This is a genomic window from Nocardia sp. NPDC058640 (genome assembly GCF_042716995.1).
In the GTDB taxonomy this organism is placed as follows: Bacteria; Actinomycetota; Actinomycetes; order Mycobacteriales; family Mycobacteriaceae; genus Nocardia.
The window spans coordinates 1-16,464 of sequence record NZ_JBHXRG010000018.1 but is presented as its reverse complement, the minus strand read 5'-3'; the positions used below and the strand labels follow the sequence as shown (position 1 = coordinate 16,464).

Here is a 16,464-nt window from a genome sequence, read left to right as displayed (position 1 = left end):
CCTGGAACGAGGGTTCTTACTGCTGCGCCTGGACGGTGGCGATGCGGTTGGTCAGCATCGTGACGAACGGGGCACGGGCGCGAGTCTGCTGTTCGAAGGTCAGCAACTGCTGCAGCTCCTCGACGGTGAGCATGCGCAGGCGGGCGCGCAGCTGGGCCAGCGTCATCGCGGGGTAGTCGTAGCGGATCGCGACCTCGGGGGCCACGACCTCCTGCTCGACCGGCTCGACAACCTCTTCCTCGGTCTCGAGCAGCAGCAGCGACGCGGGCACAGCATTGCCGTTGGTCTGCTTGGCCGGCACCTCTTCGAACAGGTCGAAGCGGCTGGCGTGACCGTTGGTGACGGGCGCGGGCTCGATGTCCTCGTCGAAGGTGGCCCACTCGGGCTGCTCGGCCGGGGCCGCGCCCATCCGCTCGAACACACCGTCACCCTTCAGCGCGAGGCTGGTGACGAACTGCTGCACATGCATGGTCGTCTGCAGCACCCGACTCAGGGCGGTGATCGGGAAATTGACCGCGGCGACGGGCAGCCGCCGGGTCTCTTCTAAGGCATACACAGCGGCGCCGGCGGCCACCCGGGCCAGGAACGGAGGTCGAAACATGCCCCCAGCCTGCCGTAAACCCGCTGTGATGCAAAGGACCAGGGCAGGTTTATGTGACGATCGCCGCTGCATCCGACCCGATCGCGCCCATCACACGCACGTAAGCTGTGGACTATGACCTCGGCTATCCCCTTGAACGTCGGTATCACGCGCTCCGCGGGCGCGAACACTGCCGGTGGCAAGCGCGTGCTGCTGGCCGAGCCGCGCGGCTACTGCGCAGGCGTCGACCGCGCCGTCGAAACCGTGGAGAAGGCGCTGGAGAAACACGGCGCCCCCATCTACGTGCGCAAGGAGATCGTGCACAACCGGCACGTGGTGGAAACGCTGCGCGACCAGGGCGTGATCTTCGTCGACGAGACCGACGAGGTGCCCGAGGGCGCGCTGGTGGTGTTCTCCGCGCACGGCGTCGCGCCGATCGTGCACGAGGACGCCGCGCAACGGAATCTGCGCACCATCGACGCCACCTGCCCGCTGGTCACCAAGGTGCACCAGGAAGCCAAGCGGTTCGCCCGCGACGATTTCGACATCCTGCTGATCGGCCACGAAGGGCACGAGGAAGTCGAAGGCACCGCCGGGGAAGCACCCCAGCACGTGCAGCTGGTCGACGGGCCCGACTCGGTGGACAAGGTGACCGTGCGCGATCCGGCGAAGGTGATCTGGCTGTCGCAGACCACGCTGTCGGTGGACGAGACCATGGAAACCGTCGAGCGGCTGCGCGAACGGTTCCCGACGCTGCAGGATCCGCCCAGCGACGACATCTGCTACGCCACGTCCAACCGGCAGACCGCGGTGAAGGCGATGGCGCCGGAATGCGATCTGGTGATCGTGGTGGGGTCGCGCAACTCGTCCAACTCGGTGCGACTGGTCGAGGTGGCGTTGGGGGCGGGTGCGAAGGCTTCGTACCTGGTCGACTACGCGCGTGAAGTGGATCTGGCGTGGCTCGAGGGCGTGCAGACCATCGGCATCACCTCCGGCGCTTCGGTGCCGGAGATTCTGGTGACCGGGGTACTGGAGCTGTTGGCCGAGCACGGGTTCGGTGAGGTGCAGCCGGTGACTACGGCCAACGAGACGTTGGTGTTCTCGCTGCCGCGTGAGCTGCGACCTGCGCGCCGGGACGCACCTTCACAGAGCTGACCTGATGGGGCTGACCTCCTGATATCATTGATATCAGGAGGTAGCGACCATGACAGATATTCTCATTCGTGACGTTTCCGAGGCGGCGATCGAGGAAGTCGACCGCCGCGCCCGTGAATTGGGGATCTCCCGAGGTGAGTTCTTGCGGCGCTGGCTCGCGCGCGACTTCCAGCGGATCGTGCCGGTTACCGTCGGCGATTTGAATCGCGTCGGCGAGCTCGCGCAAGACCTGGACAACCCCGAGGTCATGGGCCGCGCATGGTCGTGAGCCCGCGCCCTTGGCTGATCGACAAGTCTGCCCTCGTTCGCATCGGCGGCACACCGGACGCGCACGTATGGGCCGACCGCATCGAGCGGGGGATGGTTCGCGTCGCTGCGGTCACCCTGCTGGAAACCGGCTACTCCGCGCGCACAGCTGAGGACCTCGACGAGCTACTCGACCTCCCCCCGCTCGTGAGTATGCCTGTCGAATACCAGACGCCCGCCGCGGAGGACCGCGCACTGGAAGTCCTGCGAGAACTGGCCCTGCGCGGTCGGCACCGGGCGCCGTCCATCCCCGATCTACTGATCGCCGCGATCGCCGAACGCTCGAAACTCACTGTCCTGCACGCCGACAAGGATTTCGAGCTCATCGCCGACATCACCGGTCAACCTATGGACCGTCTCCAGTTCGAGGGTTGCTGACCTTCGACGGAAACCAGGCCGACTCCGATGGAGCAAGCCCGGAATGTTCGGGCGGCGATGGTGCCCGCATGGAGCGAAGCGGCGACGTCCGCGAGGGCGTCTAGGCGACCGTGGCCTCGAGTCGAGAACCCGTGCGGCCGCGTAGGACGTGGAGGCGGCTGGGGATGCGTTGGCGCATTTCGTCGACGTGGCTGACGACGCCCACCACGCGGCCGCCCGCGCGCAGTTCGTCGAGCACGCCCATCACGGCGTCGAGGGTGTCGGCGTCGAGGCTGCCGAAACCTTCGTCGATGAACAGGGTGTCCAGCACGATGCCACCGGATTCGGCGGCCACCACATCGGCCAGGCCCAGCGCCAATGCCAGTGAGGCCATGAAGGTTTCGCCGCCGGACAGGGTTTTCGCGGAGCGGATGGCGCCGGTGTAGTCGTCGCGGACGTCGAGGCCGAGTCCGCCGCGTCGGCCGCGCGGGCCCGCCTTGTCCGAGTGGACGAATTCGTAACGGCCACCCGACATTCGACGCAGTCGAAGCGATCCCGCGACGGCGACCTCTTCGAGTCGAGCGGCAAGTACGTAGGAGCGCAACGACATTCGCCGGGTGTTCTCGCCGCGCCCCGCGACCACCTCGGCCAGCGATGCCAGCTCATCGAACTCACGCTGCTTGGGCGCGATCCGCTCGACCTCACCCCACAGTTGGGTGCCCAGCTGTTCGAGCTGGGCGACCCGCTCGGTGGCGGCGGACTGGGCTGCGACCGCGGCGGTGAGCGCGCTTTGCGCTTGGGCGAAACGCTGCTCGAGTGCGTTCAGATCGCCGGGGACCAGCTCGGCGACCGCCTGGATCTGCGGCTCGGCGAGTACCGCGTCGGCATGTGCTCGGGCGCGGTCGGCGGCGGTGAGCTCCGATTCGATCGCGGCTTGCTGCTGCGCGGTCCGCGCGACGGCGGTGACTACCTGCGCGTACGCGGTCAGCAGAGCAACGTCGTCGCGAGGCACGACAGGCTCGTCCGAAATGTGTTCGGCGGGCTCCTCGTCGATCGGATCTTCGTCGAAAAGGTCGAACAGACTGGGCATTTCAGACTCGGCGCTGACCGTGTGGCCGGTCTGTGCGCTCGCGACAGCGGATGCCGTCGTCTCTACTGGCGCGTCGGGACTATCGTCCTCGGGCGATTGCCCTGGAGCAGTGGTGCCACGGTGAGGCGTGACGCCGTCGGCCGAAGACCGCCCAGGTTCAGTGGTGTCGCCGTGTGACGTGACGCCCTCGGCCGAAGACCGCCCAGGCTCAGTGGTGTCGCCGTGTGACGTGACGCCCTCGGCTGAAATCTCGATGGCCTGGTCGGCGGCAGCGCTGCGATCGTCGGCCTCGTCGACCGCATTCGTCCCCGCAGCAGGCGTGAACGAACTCTCGTAACCTTCCGGCACGAGACCCGCTGTGCGGGCGAGGGTTTCGACGCGGGTGGCGATGGTGCGAACGGCCTCGCGGGCGGTGGATTCCTCGGTGCGGGTGGTGCGCAGGGTGGTGGCGGCGGTGATGAGGGATTGCAGGCGGGTGGTGCGGGCGTCGACGGTGTCGTCGGCGCCCGCGGCGGTGCGCAGGCGGGCGGTGAGTTCGTCGAGGCGGGTGCGGGTGGCGGCGATGGTGGCGGTGACGGTGCCGAGGCGGGCGTCGAGGTCGCGGGACTGGTCGTGCAGGGCGGTTTCCTCGGCGCGCAGGGCTTCGAGGCGGGTGGTCAGCTTCGGGGCGCGTTCGGCGGCTTCGGCGGTGTCGTCGAAGCGGTGGGTGGCGGTGCGGACGGCGTCGGCGAGGGTGACGGGGTCGGCGTCGCCACCGCGCGCGGTCAGCGCCTCGATCTCGCGTTCGATGACGCTGATGCGTTCGGCGATCCGGTCGCGTGCGGCTTCGGCGGCCTGCTCGGCGGCGTGCGCGGAGTCTTCGGCGTCTTTGGACACCGCGTCGTCGGTGGGCTCGGCAGGTTCCGGGTGCTCGGCGGACCCGCACACCGTGCACGGCGCACCCTCGGTGAGCGCGCCCGCGAGTTCGGCCGCCATGCCCGCGAGGCGGCGGGCACGCAGATCGAGCACACGCTCCCTGGCATCGAGGTGCACGCGCCGAGCGGTATCGAATTCCGCCTGCGCCCTGTCCAAAGCCGGTCGCTGCCGGGCGATGTCGACGGCAGCAGCAGCCGAGTCCTGCCACTTGCCGAGATCGTTGCGAATCCCGGGCAGCGCCGCGGCCGCATCGGTGGCCTCACGCAACTGTTCCTGCACCGAGCCGATCGCCGCCGGCACTTCGAGCCGCCGCTGCGCCAACGCGGCCGCCCGCTGCGTGAGGCGACCGGCTTCGCGCTCGTGCGCCGCGAGATCCGTGGTGAGCTGGCGCGCGGTCACCGCGTCCGCGCGAACCTCGCCGAGCACGCCGAGCAGCGCATTCCACTGGCTGACAGCCACATCGAGATCGCCCTCGACATCCACACCGTCGGCGGGCAGGTCGATCGGCACGACTGTCAGCACGCCCGCGATATCGGCCGCGGCCGGGGCACGCAGCTGATCAGCCAATTCGATTGCGGCCCTGCGGGTCGAGACCTCGGCGCGGCGGAGGTTGCGGACTGCGGAGCGCGCTTCGTCGATGGCCTGGACGACGGGTTCGGCGCGGCGGGATTGGGCGAGCTCGTGTTCGAGTTCGGTGCGACGGGGGGCCGATGCGGTGTACGCAGCCAGTTCGGCGCGGGCCGCTGCCATCCGAGCGTGCAGCCCGGCGATCCGGCGATGCTCTTCGGCTTCGGTACGTGCCTCGGCCGATTCCTTCTGGCGCAGTTCGGCATTCGTCGTCGCCTCGGCCAGTGCGGTACGCGCGGTCGCCAGCAGTTCCTGCGACCACCTCACCGAGTCGAGCACGCCGACCGACTCCGCGCCGCCATAACCCGCCGCCATACCGACCTTGGTGATCAGACGATCGATCCCCTGTTTACGGGTATCCAAGTCGGCGGCAGCGGCCCGGCGACGGTCGGACAGCCACTGTTCCGCCGTGCCGAAACGCTGTGTGTCGAAAAGCTTTTCGAGCAGCTTTTCGCGTTCTTCGTTCTCGGCGCGCAGGAACTTCGCGAAGTCGCCCTGCGGCAGCAGCACCACCTGGAAGAACTGGTCGGCGCTCATGCCGAGCAGGCGAAGGACCTCGTCGCCGATATCGGTGATGCGCGACAGGTTCTCGCCGCTGCCGTCGAGCCAGGCGAGCGTGGCTTGCGGTTGGATCAGCCGGGTTCCGGTGCCGTCCTTTTTCAGCCGCTCGAACTCGGGCGACCGGGTCAGCCGCAGCAGGCGGCCACCGAGCGTGGCCTCCAGCACGACCTTCGGTGGCGTCTGCGGATCCGCGTGATCGGAGTGCAGGCGCTTGCTCTCGCCGCGCGCGCCGGGAACTTTGCCGTAGAGGGCGAAGGCGATCGCGTCGAGAATGGTGGTCTTGCCCGCGCCGGTGTGCCCGTGCAGCAGGAACAGTCCGTCGGCGCCCAGCGCGTCGAAATCCACGACGGTGGTTTCGGCGAAGGGGCCGAACGCGGTGAGTTCGAGCCGGTGCAGCCTCACGCGATCACTCCGGAGACCGGGTTCACGCGGTCAGCTCCGAGGCAGCCGGTTCCCGGTCGGATCGTGTTCGCACCGTATCGGTTTCGTTCACCGCGGCGGCCAGCGCACGTTCCACCCATGCCATTTCCCCCTTGCTCGGTGTGCCGCGCACGTCGGTCAGGAAGCTCGCCGCGACCTCCGCGTCACGACGACCGTGCACGCGCTCGCGATAGTGCAGTTCCGGATTGTCTTCGGGCCGTGCCCATTCCACGTGCACCGCGTGCGGGAACCTCGCGCGCAGCTTACGCATCGGGTCCACCGGGCGCGTGGTGTCGGTGAGCGTGGCCGACACGTAATGCCCCTCGGCGCAGTCGTATTCGGCGTCGGTGAGCAGGCTGTCGAGAGTTCCGGTGATCCTGCTGAGCCCACGCACCAGCGGCAGGTCGTGACGCGACACCGCGGCCAGCCCCTGCGCGTCGAGGTCGACGATCCACACCGCCTTGCGGTGCGAACTCTCGCCGAACGAATACGGCAGCGGAGATCCGCTGTAGCGCACCGACTCCGACAGTGTCTGCGGCGAATGCAGATGGCCCAGCGCCACATAGTCGATGCCGTCGAAGGCCGACATCGACACCGTTTCCACCCCGCCCACCGAAATGGACCGCTCCGAACCCGTCGCCTCGCCGCCGATCACGAACGCGTGCGCCAGCACCACCGTGCGAGCGCCGGACCGGTTCGCGAGATCGGCGCGAATCCGCGCCATCGCGGCATCGAGGATCTCGGCGTGCGAATGCGCCTGCGGGACACCGAGTTCGGCGCGGGTGATCTCCGGTTCCAGATACGGGATGCCGTAGAAGGCCACGTCACCGTGAACATCGGACAGCACGATCGGCCGGTCCGCGTGCGCGACCTTGGTGCACAGGTGCAGCCCGCCTGCCGCGGCGAAGCTGGCGCCCGCACCTAGTCGGGCGGGCGAATCGTGGTTGCCCGAGGTCGCGATGATCGTCGCGCCCGCCGCCCGGATCGCCTCGAAACCGCGATTGCAGACCCCGATGGCGTCGGCGTTGGGGATGGAGCGGTCGTAGATGTCGCCGGGCACCACCACCACGTCGACCGATTCGCTCTCGACCAGTTCCGCGATGGCCGTGAGCGCGCGCGCCTGATCGGCCAGCAGGTCGACACCGTGAAAGGTGCGCCCGATGTGCCAGTCGGAGGTGTGCAGGATCCGCATGTCGCGAACCGTAGGGCACACCACCGACAGAATTCAATCGGCGCACCACACACGTGTAATTCACGCACCTCGCGCCATGCCCGGTTTGCCCGGAAATTGCGAACTTGTCGGTGGGGTCGGGCAGTATCGCCGTCATGACCGCTTCGATGCTCGTCGCGCTCGTCTTCGTCTTCGCCGCAGGCTTCGGTCTGGGCTGGTTGGGGCACTCCGCCCGTGGTGGCCAACGCGCCGCCACCGCGGAGGCCCGGTTGGCCGCGGCCGGGGACAATCAACGGTTGCTGCAGCAGTCGTTGCACTCGGCCAATGAGGATGCCGCGCGCCGACATTCGGCCGCGATCGGTGCGATGGTGGATCCGCTGCGCGATGCGGTGGGCGCGCTGGAGCAGCAGATCAGGCAGGTCGAACACCATCGGATCGACGCTTATTCGGGGTTGCGCGAGCAGGTCGCGGGGATGCAGGCCACCTCGCATCGGCTCTCCGACCAGACCGGGCAGCTGGTCGCGGCGTTGCGTGCGCCGCAGGTGCGGGGACGGTGGGGCGAGATCCAGTTGGAACGGGTCGTGGAACTGGCGGGCATGACCAGGCACTGCGATTTCGACACGCAGGTGTCGCGGCCCGGTGGTGACGATCGCGGTGCGGTCCGCCCCGACATGGTGGTGCGGTTGGCAGGGGGCAGGCACATCGTCGTCGACGCGAAGGTGCCGTTCTCGGCGTACCTGGACGCGGCCACCACCGACGACCCGACCGCACGCACCCAATTACTCACCCGCCACGCCAAGCACCTGCGCGCGCACGTGGACCAACTCGCCGACAAGGCGTACTGGGCGGCGTTCGATCCGGCACCGGAGTTCGTGGTGCTGTTCGTGCCGGGCGACCCGTTCCTCGACGCCGCGCTCACCACCGACGCCGACCTGTTGGAGTACGCGTTCGGCCGGAACGTGATTTTGGCAACCCCCACTACCTTGATCGCGCTGCTGCGCACGGTGGCCTTCAGTTGGCGCCAGGAAGCGCTCTCGCGTGACATGGCAACGGTGCAGCAACTGGGCAAGGAGCTGTACACCCGACTGGGGAAGGTGGCCGAGCATCTGGACAATCTGGGCGTGAATCTCGGTAAGGCCGTTGCGGCTTTCAACTCCACGGTGGGGTCGATGGAGTCGCGGGTGATGGTCACCGCGCGCCGGATGCACGATCTCGGGATCGCCGATTCGGAGATCCCGGCAATCCGACTCACCGACACCCGACCGCGCGCTGTCGCGTTCGCCGACGGGCAGGATCGCCTCTGAGATCCACGTGCCGTGACGCCTGAGGGGCCGATATGCAGTTAGTGTCATGGGGTGGCTGCTTCCCAACGTGCGCGACCCCGGGTGCCCGCGCCGCAACGTTCGATCGTGCCCTCGGTACCCGGCATCCCCGCCTGGGCCGCGATTGCGCTCGCCACGGGTGCGACCGGTCTCGGGTTCCTGATCGACGGATTCGGCGGCGAGACCTATCCGACCGGCACGTTCTCGGCGCTGTATGTACTGGGCTGTGTGCTCGCGGTCTGCGCGGTGCGCTTCCGCGGCCTGTTCTCCACGATGGTGATGCCGCCGCTGCTGCTGTTCATCGCGGTGCCGCTGGCGTGTCAGATGCTGGGTGGGCGCGTCACCGCGTCGATCAAAGACGTGCTGATGAACCTGATCATCCCGCTGGTGGAACGCTTCCCGACGATGGCACTGGCCACGCTGCTGGTGTTGGCGATCGGCGGTGCCAGAATCGCGATCGCCAAGCGCGTGCCCGCGGCCGCCCGACCCGCCGCCGCGGACCGCAGAAGCGAACGCAAACCGGCCAAGCGCCGCCGCCCCGAATCCACACCCGACTTGGCCACCGCGGCCCGTAAACGCCCCCGCCGCACCGCCACCCACGTCGACCCCGACACCGAGGTGGACATGGCGAGCCCGGCCCGCCGCGCCGCTCGCCCCGACGCCAAGCGCGCCCCGGCCGCCGCCCGTCCCCGCGAACCCCGCGCCGCCAGGACCGCAGCAGCCCCCCGAGAAGCCGAACCCCGCCCCGCCCGCACCCCCGAACCGCGCGCGGCCCGCGCTGCCGCCGCAGCCCGCGAACCCGAACCGGCCCGCGTCCCCCGCCGCCGCGGCGAAGCACCCCCGCATCCCCAGCCGAACGTGCGCTACCGCGATCGCGCCGACTCCGCCCGCACCGAACGGCGTCGCCCGGATAACGTGTAAGTAGTAGACGTAACCCCCCGCCCACCTCGCAGACGGTCGCGTACGAGTCAGGCGGTGATGTTCACGCTGGTGTTGTCCGCGAGGGCGATATCGAGAGGGGACCCGTAGTCACTGCCAGTGGTCGCGAGCAAGGGTGCGGTGTCAGCGTCGGCGGCTGACGGCGCGGAACGTCCAGCAACTCATGGCGTAGCGGGAGCTTGTGCGGTGAGTGTCGGTTCCTGGTGGATGATCGGCTCGAAACCGGGCAGTTTGCCGTCCACGAGCGGGATCATCAGCTGGACCAGCGGGCCGATGCCGAACGCGTAGACCAGGGTGCCGATGCCGACGCTGCCGCCGAGGAGCCAGCCGGTGGTCAGCACCGCCACCTCGATGCCGGTGCGCACCGACCAGACCGGCCAGCCGGTGCGGGCGACCAGTCCAGTCATCAGGCCATCGCGGGGACCCGGCCCCATGCCCGCGCCGATGTAGAGCACTGTCGCCGCGGCGTTCACGACCACTGCCGCGCCCATGGCGAGCACTCGCCACCACATGCCGTCCACGGCGGGGATCAACCACAACGCGGCGTCGACGGCGATCGCGATCACCACCACGTTGCTGATCGTTCCCAGACCCGGCCGCTGACGGAGCGGAATCCAGGCGAGCAGCACGACAATTCCGGTCAGCGCGGTGACTACGCCGAAGCTCAACGGCACGTGTTCGGTCACGCCCTGGTGGAAGACATCCCACGGGTCGAGGCCGAGCCCGGCACGGATCATGACGGCCATCGAGGTGCCGTACAACCACAAACCGACGTAGAGCGCGACCAGGCGACGAGTGAGCATGGTTAAAGCATCAGGGGTACTGGACCTGAAAAGAAGAGCCAGTCGGCGAACACTGGACTGGATGTTGTCACTTCTCGTGTGCGAGCAACCAGGTCTTGGCTTCCAGTCCCCAGCGGAACCCGCCGAGTGCGCCACCGATCCGCAACACGCGATGGCACGGCACGAACAGCGCGGCGGAGTTGCGAGCACACGCCATCGCGGCCGCGCGCGTGGCTGCCGGGCGTCCGGAGAGTCCGGCGAACTCGGTGTAGGTGATCGGCTCGCCCGCCGGTACCTTGCGTAGGACCTCCCACGCGTGAACCAGGAATTCGCCCGACTGTTGACGCACCGGAATCGCGTCGATCGCCGTCAGGTCGCCTTCGTGATAGTCGACGACGGCCTTGGTGACCGCTCCCAGCGAATCCCGGTGCTGCAGTTCGGTAGGGCGCAAGGTGGCGTGGATGAGACCGGTCAGGGTCGTCGGGTCGCCGGTCCAGCCGGAGGCGATCACGGCACCGTCGGCGTCGACCATGGTGGTGAACGGGCCGATCGGGGTGGTGACGGTCGCGAAATCCGCGACGCGAATAGCAGTGTCAGTCATGGTGTTTCGCTTCCTGAGGAGAGGGTTCGAGTGCGCCGCGATCTTCGAGCGCGGTCTTCCACAAGTGCATGGACAAGTAAGAGCGCCAGGGTGCCCAGCGCGCGGTGTCGCCGAGGTCGATGCCTGCCAGCGCCGCACCCTGGCGAACGACCAGATCGGTATCGAGCAAAATGTCGGGATCGGCCAGTGATCGCATGGTGACGTAATCGGCGGTCCACGGCCCGACCCCATCGAGCGCGAGCAGGTCGCTTCGCAGGTCATCGGCGGTGCGGCCGGAGTGCAGGACCAGTTCGCCGTCGGCAATCGCCCGCGCTGCGGACACGATGGCGGCCACCCGTCGAGCGGGACCGGTCAACACCTCGGCACCGTGTTCGGCCACCGCCTCGGCCGTCGGGAACAGCCGAGGAACCGGACCTTCGATCTGCTCACCGAGCGCGTCGACCAGCCGCGCGGTATGCGTACCCGCCGCCCGCACCGAAATCTGCTGCCCGATCATGGTGCGCAACAACAACTCTGGTCCATCCAAGCACCCTGGTACTCGGATCCCAGGCGTGAATCCGTGCTCAGCGACGGCAGGGCTGGAACCTGAAGATGCTGCAGCGCCGACTGATTGGCGTTCATCGCCACCATCGGTGCGACCATCGGCTCGTCCGCCGATCCCCAACGCCGCATCGATCCCCAACGCCGCATCGATCCCCAGCGCCTCATCGATCCCCAACGGATCCGCATCCAAATCGAGCAGATGCCGCACCCGCGCCACCGTCGGCGCCAGATCCCGCATATCCCGCAAAGCCAACTCGGCCCGCACATGCCCAGGCTGGAACGACAGCCGAATAGTCGCGTGCCCGTGCGGAGTTCGCAGACTGCGCGAATACACCCCGTCCTCCCACACCTCCATCCCCGGCACGGTGTGCGCGGACAGGAACCAGGCCAGCCACTGCGTATCCAACGGCTCCCGATACGGCAGCCGCAACGTCAGCAGACCGGGCGTGGCAGGTGCGACAGCGTCCGCGCGGGGGGATCGCCGCAACTCGGTGCGCATCGTCGTCGGGCTCACCGCGAACACCTCGCGCACCGTGTCGTTGAACTGCCGGATGCTGGCGAATCCCGCCGCGAACGCGATATCCGACATCGGCATCTCGGTGGTCTGGATCAGCAGTCGCGCCGTGTGCGCACGATGCGCCCTGGCCAGCGCCAACGGCCCGGCCCCGAGCTCGGTGGTGAGCACTCGGGTGAGTTGTCGTTGCGAATAACCCAGTGTGGCAGCGAGTCCCGGCACGCCGCCGCGCTCGATCATGCCGTCGCCGATCAATCGCATGGCCCGTGCGGCCAGATCGGCCCGCACATTCCACAGCGGCGAACCGGGCGCGGCGTCGGGTAGGCAGCGGCGGCAGGCGCGGTAACCGGCCTGCTGCGCCGCCGCCGCGGTGGGCAGGAACGAGACGTTGACGCGCTTGGGCGTGATCGCCGGGCACGAGGGTCGGCAGTAGATGCCGGTGGTACGCACCGCGGTGAAGAACTGCCCGTCGAAGCGGGAGTCGCGGGTGGACACGGCCCGGTAGCAGCCTTCGAAGTCCAATGCAGTGATGGTCACGAGTTCCACAATGGCACCCACGCGGCGGGGGTGCTAGCGGAAATCAGCCATCGATTCATCGCCCGCGTGCGGGGTCCGGCGCACCAGCGACGTCCGGTGCGCGTATCGCGTTGTGGGCCCGTCAGCAGCAGCGGTTGGTGGGATTGCGCTCGGCCTCGGCATACCGCTCGCGCCAGTAGTCGCGCACAGACGGCACCGGGGCGTCCGGGTGATTGCGCCGCAGATGGTCGACATAGCGCTGATAGTCCTGGCCGCCGTTGATCGCGCTGTACCAGCGGGCGACCCCGCGCGCCGCCGCCCACACTCGACCGAGCACTGCCTTCACGGAAGAATCTGTCGTCACAACCGGCCCGCTCACACAGCCGCGGACGGCCGATTCAGTGAACCGGCCGTCCGCATCCCTGGTGACACTCACTTCGACAGTGGCACCGATCCGGGCGCGCTGACCTTGCCCTCGGCGATCAACGCATCCCACTGCTTCTGCACGTCCTTCTCCGCCGCGGTGGCGATGAATCCGCTGGGGGAGAAGATCTTCGACGGCTGCTCCTCGGTCTCACTGCTGGACACCGTGCCCGACCGAATCGCCTTCGCGCACACCAGCACTCCGACCACGGTCACGATCAACACCAGCACCGCGAACACGATCGACAGCGTGCCCTGGATGAAGGTGTTGCGGATCGCGATGTCGACCTGTTCCGGCTTGGCCGTGAGGCAGCCCTTGCCCGCGTCCTTGGCAGCCTGGCACAGGCTGTTCTGCTTCCAGTACCCGAGCTTGGGGTCGTCGGAGAAGATCTTCTGCCAGGACGCGGTCATGGTGACGATCAGATCCCAGGCCAGCGGAATGCCCGGAATCCACGCCCACTTCCACTGCCCGCGCTTGACGATGATCGTCAGCACCACGGTCAGCGCGATCGCGGCCAGCAGCTGGTTGGCGATGCCGAACAGCGGATACAGCGCGTTGATGCCACCGAACGGATCACCGACACCCATCAGCAGCACGCCACCCCAGCCCGCGACCACGATCAGCGAGCACAGCCACGCGCCGACCCGCCAGGACGGGTCACGGAACTTCTTGAACTGGCCACCGAAGTTGCCCAGCGCGTCCGACACCAGGAAGCGCGCGACACGGGTGCCGGCGTCGATGGTGGTGAGGATGAACAGCGCTTCGAACATGATCGCGAAGTGGTACCAGAACGCCTTCATGGACTGGCCGCCGAGGAAGCCGGAGAAGACCTCGGAGATGCCGACCGCCAGGGTCGGGGCGCCACCGGTGCGCGAGACGATGGACTTCTCGCCGACGTCGGCGGCCGCGTTCGCGAACAAGTCGGGCGTGGCAGCGGGACCGGACAGGCCCAGCGAGTTCGTGAACTTGGCGGCGCCTTCGGCGGTGCCGCCGGTGAGTCCGGCCGAGGCGTTCATGCCGAAGTACAGGTGCTGGTCGATGATCGAGGCGGTGATGATCGCCATGACCGCGACGAACGACTCCATCAACATGCCGCCGTAGCCGATCATGCGGGCATTGGATTCCTTGGCCAGCAGTTTCGGCGTGGTGCCCGAGGAGACCAACGCGTGGAAACCCGACAGCGCACCACAGGCGATGGTGATGAACAGGAACGGGAACAGACTGCCCGCGAACGCGGGACCTGTTCCGGTGTGCGCGAATTCGGAGACCGCGGGGGCCTTCAGCACCGGCATCGTGATCAGGATGCCGACCGCCAGCAGCACGATCGTGCCGACCTTCATGAACGTGGACAGGTAGTCACGCGGGGCCAGCAGCAACCACACCGGCAGCACCGAGGCGATGAAACCGTAGGCGATCAGCGCCCACGCGATGGTGGTGCGCGACAGCGTGAACCAGTCCGCGCCCCACTCGGTTTCGGACACCCAACCGCCGCCGATGATCGCGGCCAGCAGCAACACGACACCGATCGCGGATACCTCGCCGACCGCACCCGGCCGCAGGTACCGCAGGTACACACCCATGAACAACGCGATCGGGACGGTCATCGCGATGGAGAACACGCCCCACGGGCTCTCGCCCAGCGCGTTCACCACCACCAGTGCCAGCACCGCGAGCAGGATCGTCATGATCACCAGAATCGCCACGATCGCCGCGACACCACCGACGGCGCCGAGCTCGTCGCGCGCCATCTGACCGAGGCTGCGCCCGCGTCGACGGGTCGAGGCCCACAGCACCAGGTAGTCCTGCACCGCACCGGCGAACACCACGCCGACGATGATCCAGATCGTGCCCGGCAGATAACCCATCTGCGCGGCCAGCACCGGACCCACCAGCGGACCCGCGCCGGCGATGGCGGCGAAGTGGTGCCCGTAGAGCACCCGCCGGTCCATCGGCATGAAATCCTTGCCGTTGTCATAGATTTCGGCAGGCGTGGCCACGTCGTCGCGCGGCTTGGTGATCTTCCATTCGATGAACCGCGCGTAGAAGCGGTAGGCGATGATGTAGGTACAGACCGCCGCGATCACGATCCACACCGCGTTCACGGACTCGCCGCGCACGAACGCGATCACCGTCCAGGCGATGGCGCCGACGACGGCGATCGCCGCGAACACGGCCTTCTTGACGGGTGTGATCGGCGTGCGATCCACGACCCCGACCGGAGGTAAATCCGGTTCGGTCCGCAGATATTCGATAGTCGCCATTGACTCAACTCTCCTGTACAACGCGCAGAGCCTCGGGTGAAGCAATCGACAACGTAGCCGATCCCGGAACTGCGACGGAGAGGTTCGCAGCCCATCGTGCGCATAATGAAATTTTGTTCAGGTCACGCGGTAGGTGCCGAAGCTCCAGAGGTTGCCTTCGGGGTCGGCGGCGCTGAAGCCGCGCGAGCCGTAGTCCTCGTCTCTCAGTTCGCGGATGATCGTCGCGCCCGCGGTCGTCGCCCGGTCGTAGAGGGCGTCGGGGGTGTCGGTGACCAGGTAGAGGTTGGCCACGCCGGGTGGTCGGGTGCCGAAGGGGGTGTCGTCGCGGCCGGTGGAGCCGAACATGATGCCGCCGCCGCCCGGCCAGCGCAGTTCGCCGTGTTCGACGATGGTGGCGTCGTCTTCTCTGGCGTAGACCGCTACCTCCTCGAAACCGAAAGCGGTGGTGAGGAATTCGATCATCGCTGCGGCATCGGTGAAGGCGAGGCAGGGCCAGATTCCTGGTTGGGTGTTCGTTGTGGTGTCCATGTCTTCAGCCTCGCGCTTGTTCGGCGTCGGGGTCTTGGACGGATGGAATCTCCTCGGCGAGCCAGGCGGTGGGGGAGATGCCCGCCAGCTCGGCGAAGTCGCGGTTGAGGTGAGCTTGATCGTAGTAGCCGCAGGTGTTGGCGATCTGGGCGATGGAGATGTAGGACGGGGTGCTGGTCAGCATCTGGCGGGCGCGTTCGAAACGGATGATCCGTGCGGCCAGTTTCGGGCTCGCGCCGAACTCGGCGGTGAACTTGCGGGTCAGGTGTTGGCGGGTCCAGCCGATCTTGTCCGCTAGGGGGTTGATCGGGTGGGTGCCGCCTGTGCTCACGAGAGCTCGCCAGGCCCAAGTCAATTCGAGTCCGGGGTGGATTTCGGAACGTGCCGCGAGGGTGAGTGCGCGGTCGCAGGCGGCGAAGCGGCTGGGCCAATCTTTTTGGGATTGAACAGCATCGGCTAGTTGGTCGCCCAATATTCTTTGGGCTTGGGAACATTCGATAGTCACGTCCCACAGTTCGCTGGCCGGCATACCGAACAGGACCCGACAACCCAACGGGGTCAGTTCGATCGCCACACCTTCTTGAAAACCGTTGTGCGCGATCATCGCTGGGCTTGCCTGTAAGCCGCTGAGTACGCAGCGGTAGTTGGCGGGGGCCTGGCGGGGGTCGGTTTGTTCGATGACATCGATCGTCGGGCCGACCGCGACGATGAAAGTCATGTGGCGGGAAGGCATGCCGCGATGCAGGCCCGGTGCGAAGCCCGTGAGTCGGTAGCCCACGTACCGGTCGATGAACGCTGCCAGAACCGGCGCGGGGGCTGCTGTCACCACCTCGGTGGTCGCCTCCATACGGC

15 protein-coding genes are annotated in these 16,464 nt (G+C 67.7%); 5 read left to right on the top strand and 10 right to left on the bottom strand.

The features are described from left to right. Window positions 1–16: 16 nt before the first annotated feature. A complete protein-coding gene (locus tag ACFWU5_RS19210) occupies window positions 17–601 on the bottom strand; it encodes a lipid droplet-associated protein (protein ID WP_379268138.1) in 585 nt (194 codons plus the stop codon). A 114-nt stretch (window positions 602–715) separates the two neighbouring features. On the opposite strand from ACFWU5_RS19210, the gene ACFWU5_RS19205 reads away from it, so the two are divergent. From ACFWU5_RS19205 to ACFWU5_RS19195, 3 genes are read left to right on the top strand one after another with little or no spacing between them, the layout of a single operon-like run. Beyond that, on the top strand, window positions 716–1,735 hold the full coding sequence (locus ACFWU5_RS19205; protein ID WP_379239990.1) for a 4-hydroxy-3-methylbut-2-enyl diphosphate reductase: 1,020 nt from the start codon (window positions 716–718) through the stop codon (window positions 1,733–1,735). Between the two features lie 49 nt (window positions 1,736–1,784). Further along, a complete protein-coding gene (locus tag ACFWU5_RS19200) occupies window positions 1,785–2,003 on the top strand; it encodes a ribbon-helix-helix protein, CopG family (protein WP_379268137.1) in 219 nt (72 codons plus the stop codon). Beyond that, window positions 1,994–2,419 (top strand): PIN domain nuclease, encoded by a 426-nt coding sequence (locus ACFWU5_RS19195; protein ID WP_379268136.1) that lies wholly within the window; start codon window positions 1,994–1,996, stop codon window positions 2,417–2,419. Before ACFWU5_RS19200 ends, ACFWU5_RS19195 begins: the two co-directional genes overlap by 10 nt. A 100-nt stretch (window positions 2,420–2,519) precedes the next feature. Here ACFWU5_RS19195 and ACFWU5_RS19190 read toward each other — a convergent pair whose 3' ends face one another. Both ACFWU5_RS19190 and ACFWU5_RS19185 read right to left on the bottom strand, forming a co-directional pair. Continuing rightward, window positions 2,520–5,993, bottom strand: a complete 3,474-nt coding sequence (locus ACFWU5_RS19190; RefSeq protein ID WP_379268135.1) for an AAA family ATPase — start codon at window positions 5,991–5,993, stop codon at window positions 2,520–2,522. A gap of 22 nt (window positions 5,994–6,015) precedes the next feature. Next, complete coding sequence (locus ACFWU5_RS19185) at window positions 6,016–7,203, bottom strand: exonuclease SbcCD subunit D (protein ID WP_379268134.1); 1,188 nt, start codon at window positions 7,201–7,203, stop codon at window positions 6,016–6,018. Between the two features lie 134 nt (window positions 7,204–7,337). Between ACFWU5_RS19185 and ACFWU5_RS19180 the strand changes: the two genes are divergently transcribed. After that, the gene (locus ACFWU5_RS19180; protein WP_379268133.1) at window positions 7,338–8,486 is read left to right on the top strand and encodes a DNA recombination protein RmuC; all 1,149 of its coding nucleotides are present in this window, start codon (window positions 7,338–7,340) and stop codon (window positions 8,484–8,486) included. 51 nt (window positions 8,487–8,537) lie between these two features. Continuing rightward, window positions 8,538–9,425: a DUF6542 domain-containing protein gene (locus ACFWU5_RS19175; RefSeq protein WP_379239995.1), complete on the top strand. Its 888-nt coding sequence runs from the start codon at window positions 8,538–8,540 to the stop codon at window positions 9,423–9,425. A 179-nt stretch (window positions 9,426–9,604) separates the two neighbouring features. On the opposite strand, the gene ACFWU5_RS19170 is transcribed toward ACFWU5_RS19175, so the two are convergent. From ACFWU5_RS19170 to ACFWU5_RS19140, 7 genes are all read right to left on the bottom strand, one after another. Further along, window positions 9,605–10,246, bottom strand: coding sequence for a YitT family protein (locus tag ACFWU5_RS19170; protein WP_379239996.1), 642 nt, complete (start codon window positions 10,244–10,246; stop codon window positions 9,605–9,607). Between the two features lie 67 nt (window positions 10,247–10,313). Then, window positions 10,314–10,826: a methylated-DNA--[protein]-cysteine S-methyltransferase gene (locus tag ACFWU5_RS19165; RefSeq protein WP_379268132.1), complete on the bottom strand. Its 513-nt coding sequence runs from the start codon at window positions 10,824–10,826 to the stop codon at window positions 10,314–10,316. After that, window positions 10,819–12,429, bottom strand: a complete 1,611-nt coding sequence (locus ACFWU5_RS19160; protein WP_379268168.1) for a DNA-3-methyladenine glycosylase 2 family protein — start codon at window positions 12,427–12,429, stop codon at window positions 10,819–10,821. Before ACFWU5_RS19160 ends, ACFWU5_RS19165 begins: the two co-directional genes overlap by 8 nt. 112 nt (window positions 12,430–12,541) lie before the next feature. Continuing rightward, window positions 12,542–12,745 carry a YbdD/YjiX family protein gene (locus tag ACFWU5_RS19155; RefSeq protein WP_379239998.1) on the bottom strand — a complete coding sequence of 68 codons (204 nt, stop codon included), beginning with the start codon at window positions 12,743–12,745 and terminating at the stop codon, window positions 12,542–12,544. Between the two features lie 86 nt (window positions 12,746–12,831). Then, complete coding sequence (locus ACFWU5_RS19150) at window positions 12,832–15,084, bottom strand: carbon starvation CstA family protein (RefSeq protein ID WP_379268131.1); 2,253 nt, start codon at window positions 15,082–15,084, stop codon at window positions 12,832–12,834. A 117-nt stretch (window positions 15,085–15,201) separates the two neighbouring features. Then, the gene (locus ACFWU5_RS19145) at window positions 15,202–15,612 is read right to left on the bottom strand and encodes a VOC family protein (protein WP_379268130.1); all 411 of its coding nucleotides are present in this window, start codon (window positions 15,610–15,612) and stop codon (window positions 15,202–15,204) included. 4 nt (window positions 15,613–15,616) lie between these two features. Next, window positions 15,617–16,464 (bottom strand): helix-turn-helix domain-containing protein (locus ACFWU5_RS19140; RefSeq protein ID WP_379268129.1); only part of this gene is annotated, 848 nt, incomplete at its 5' end.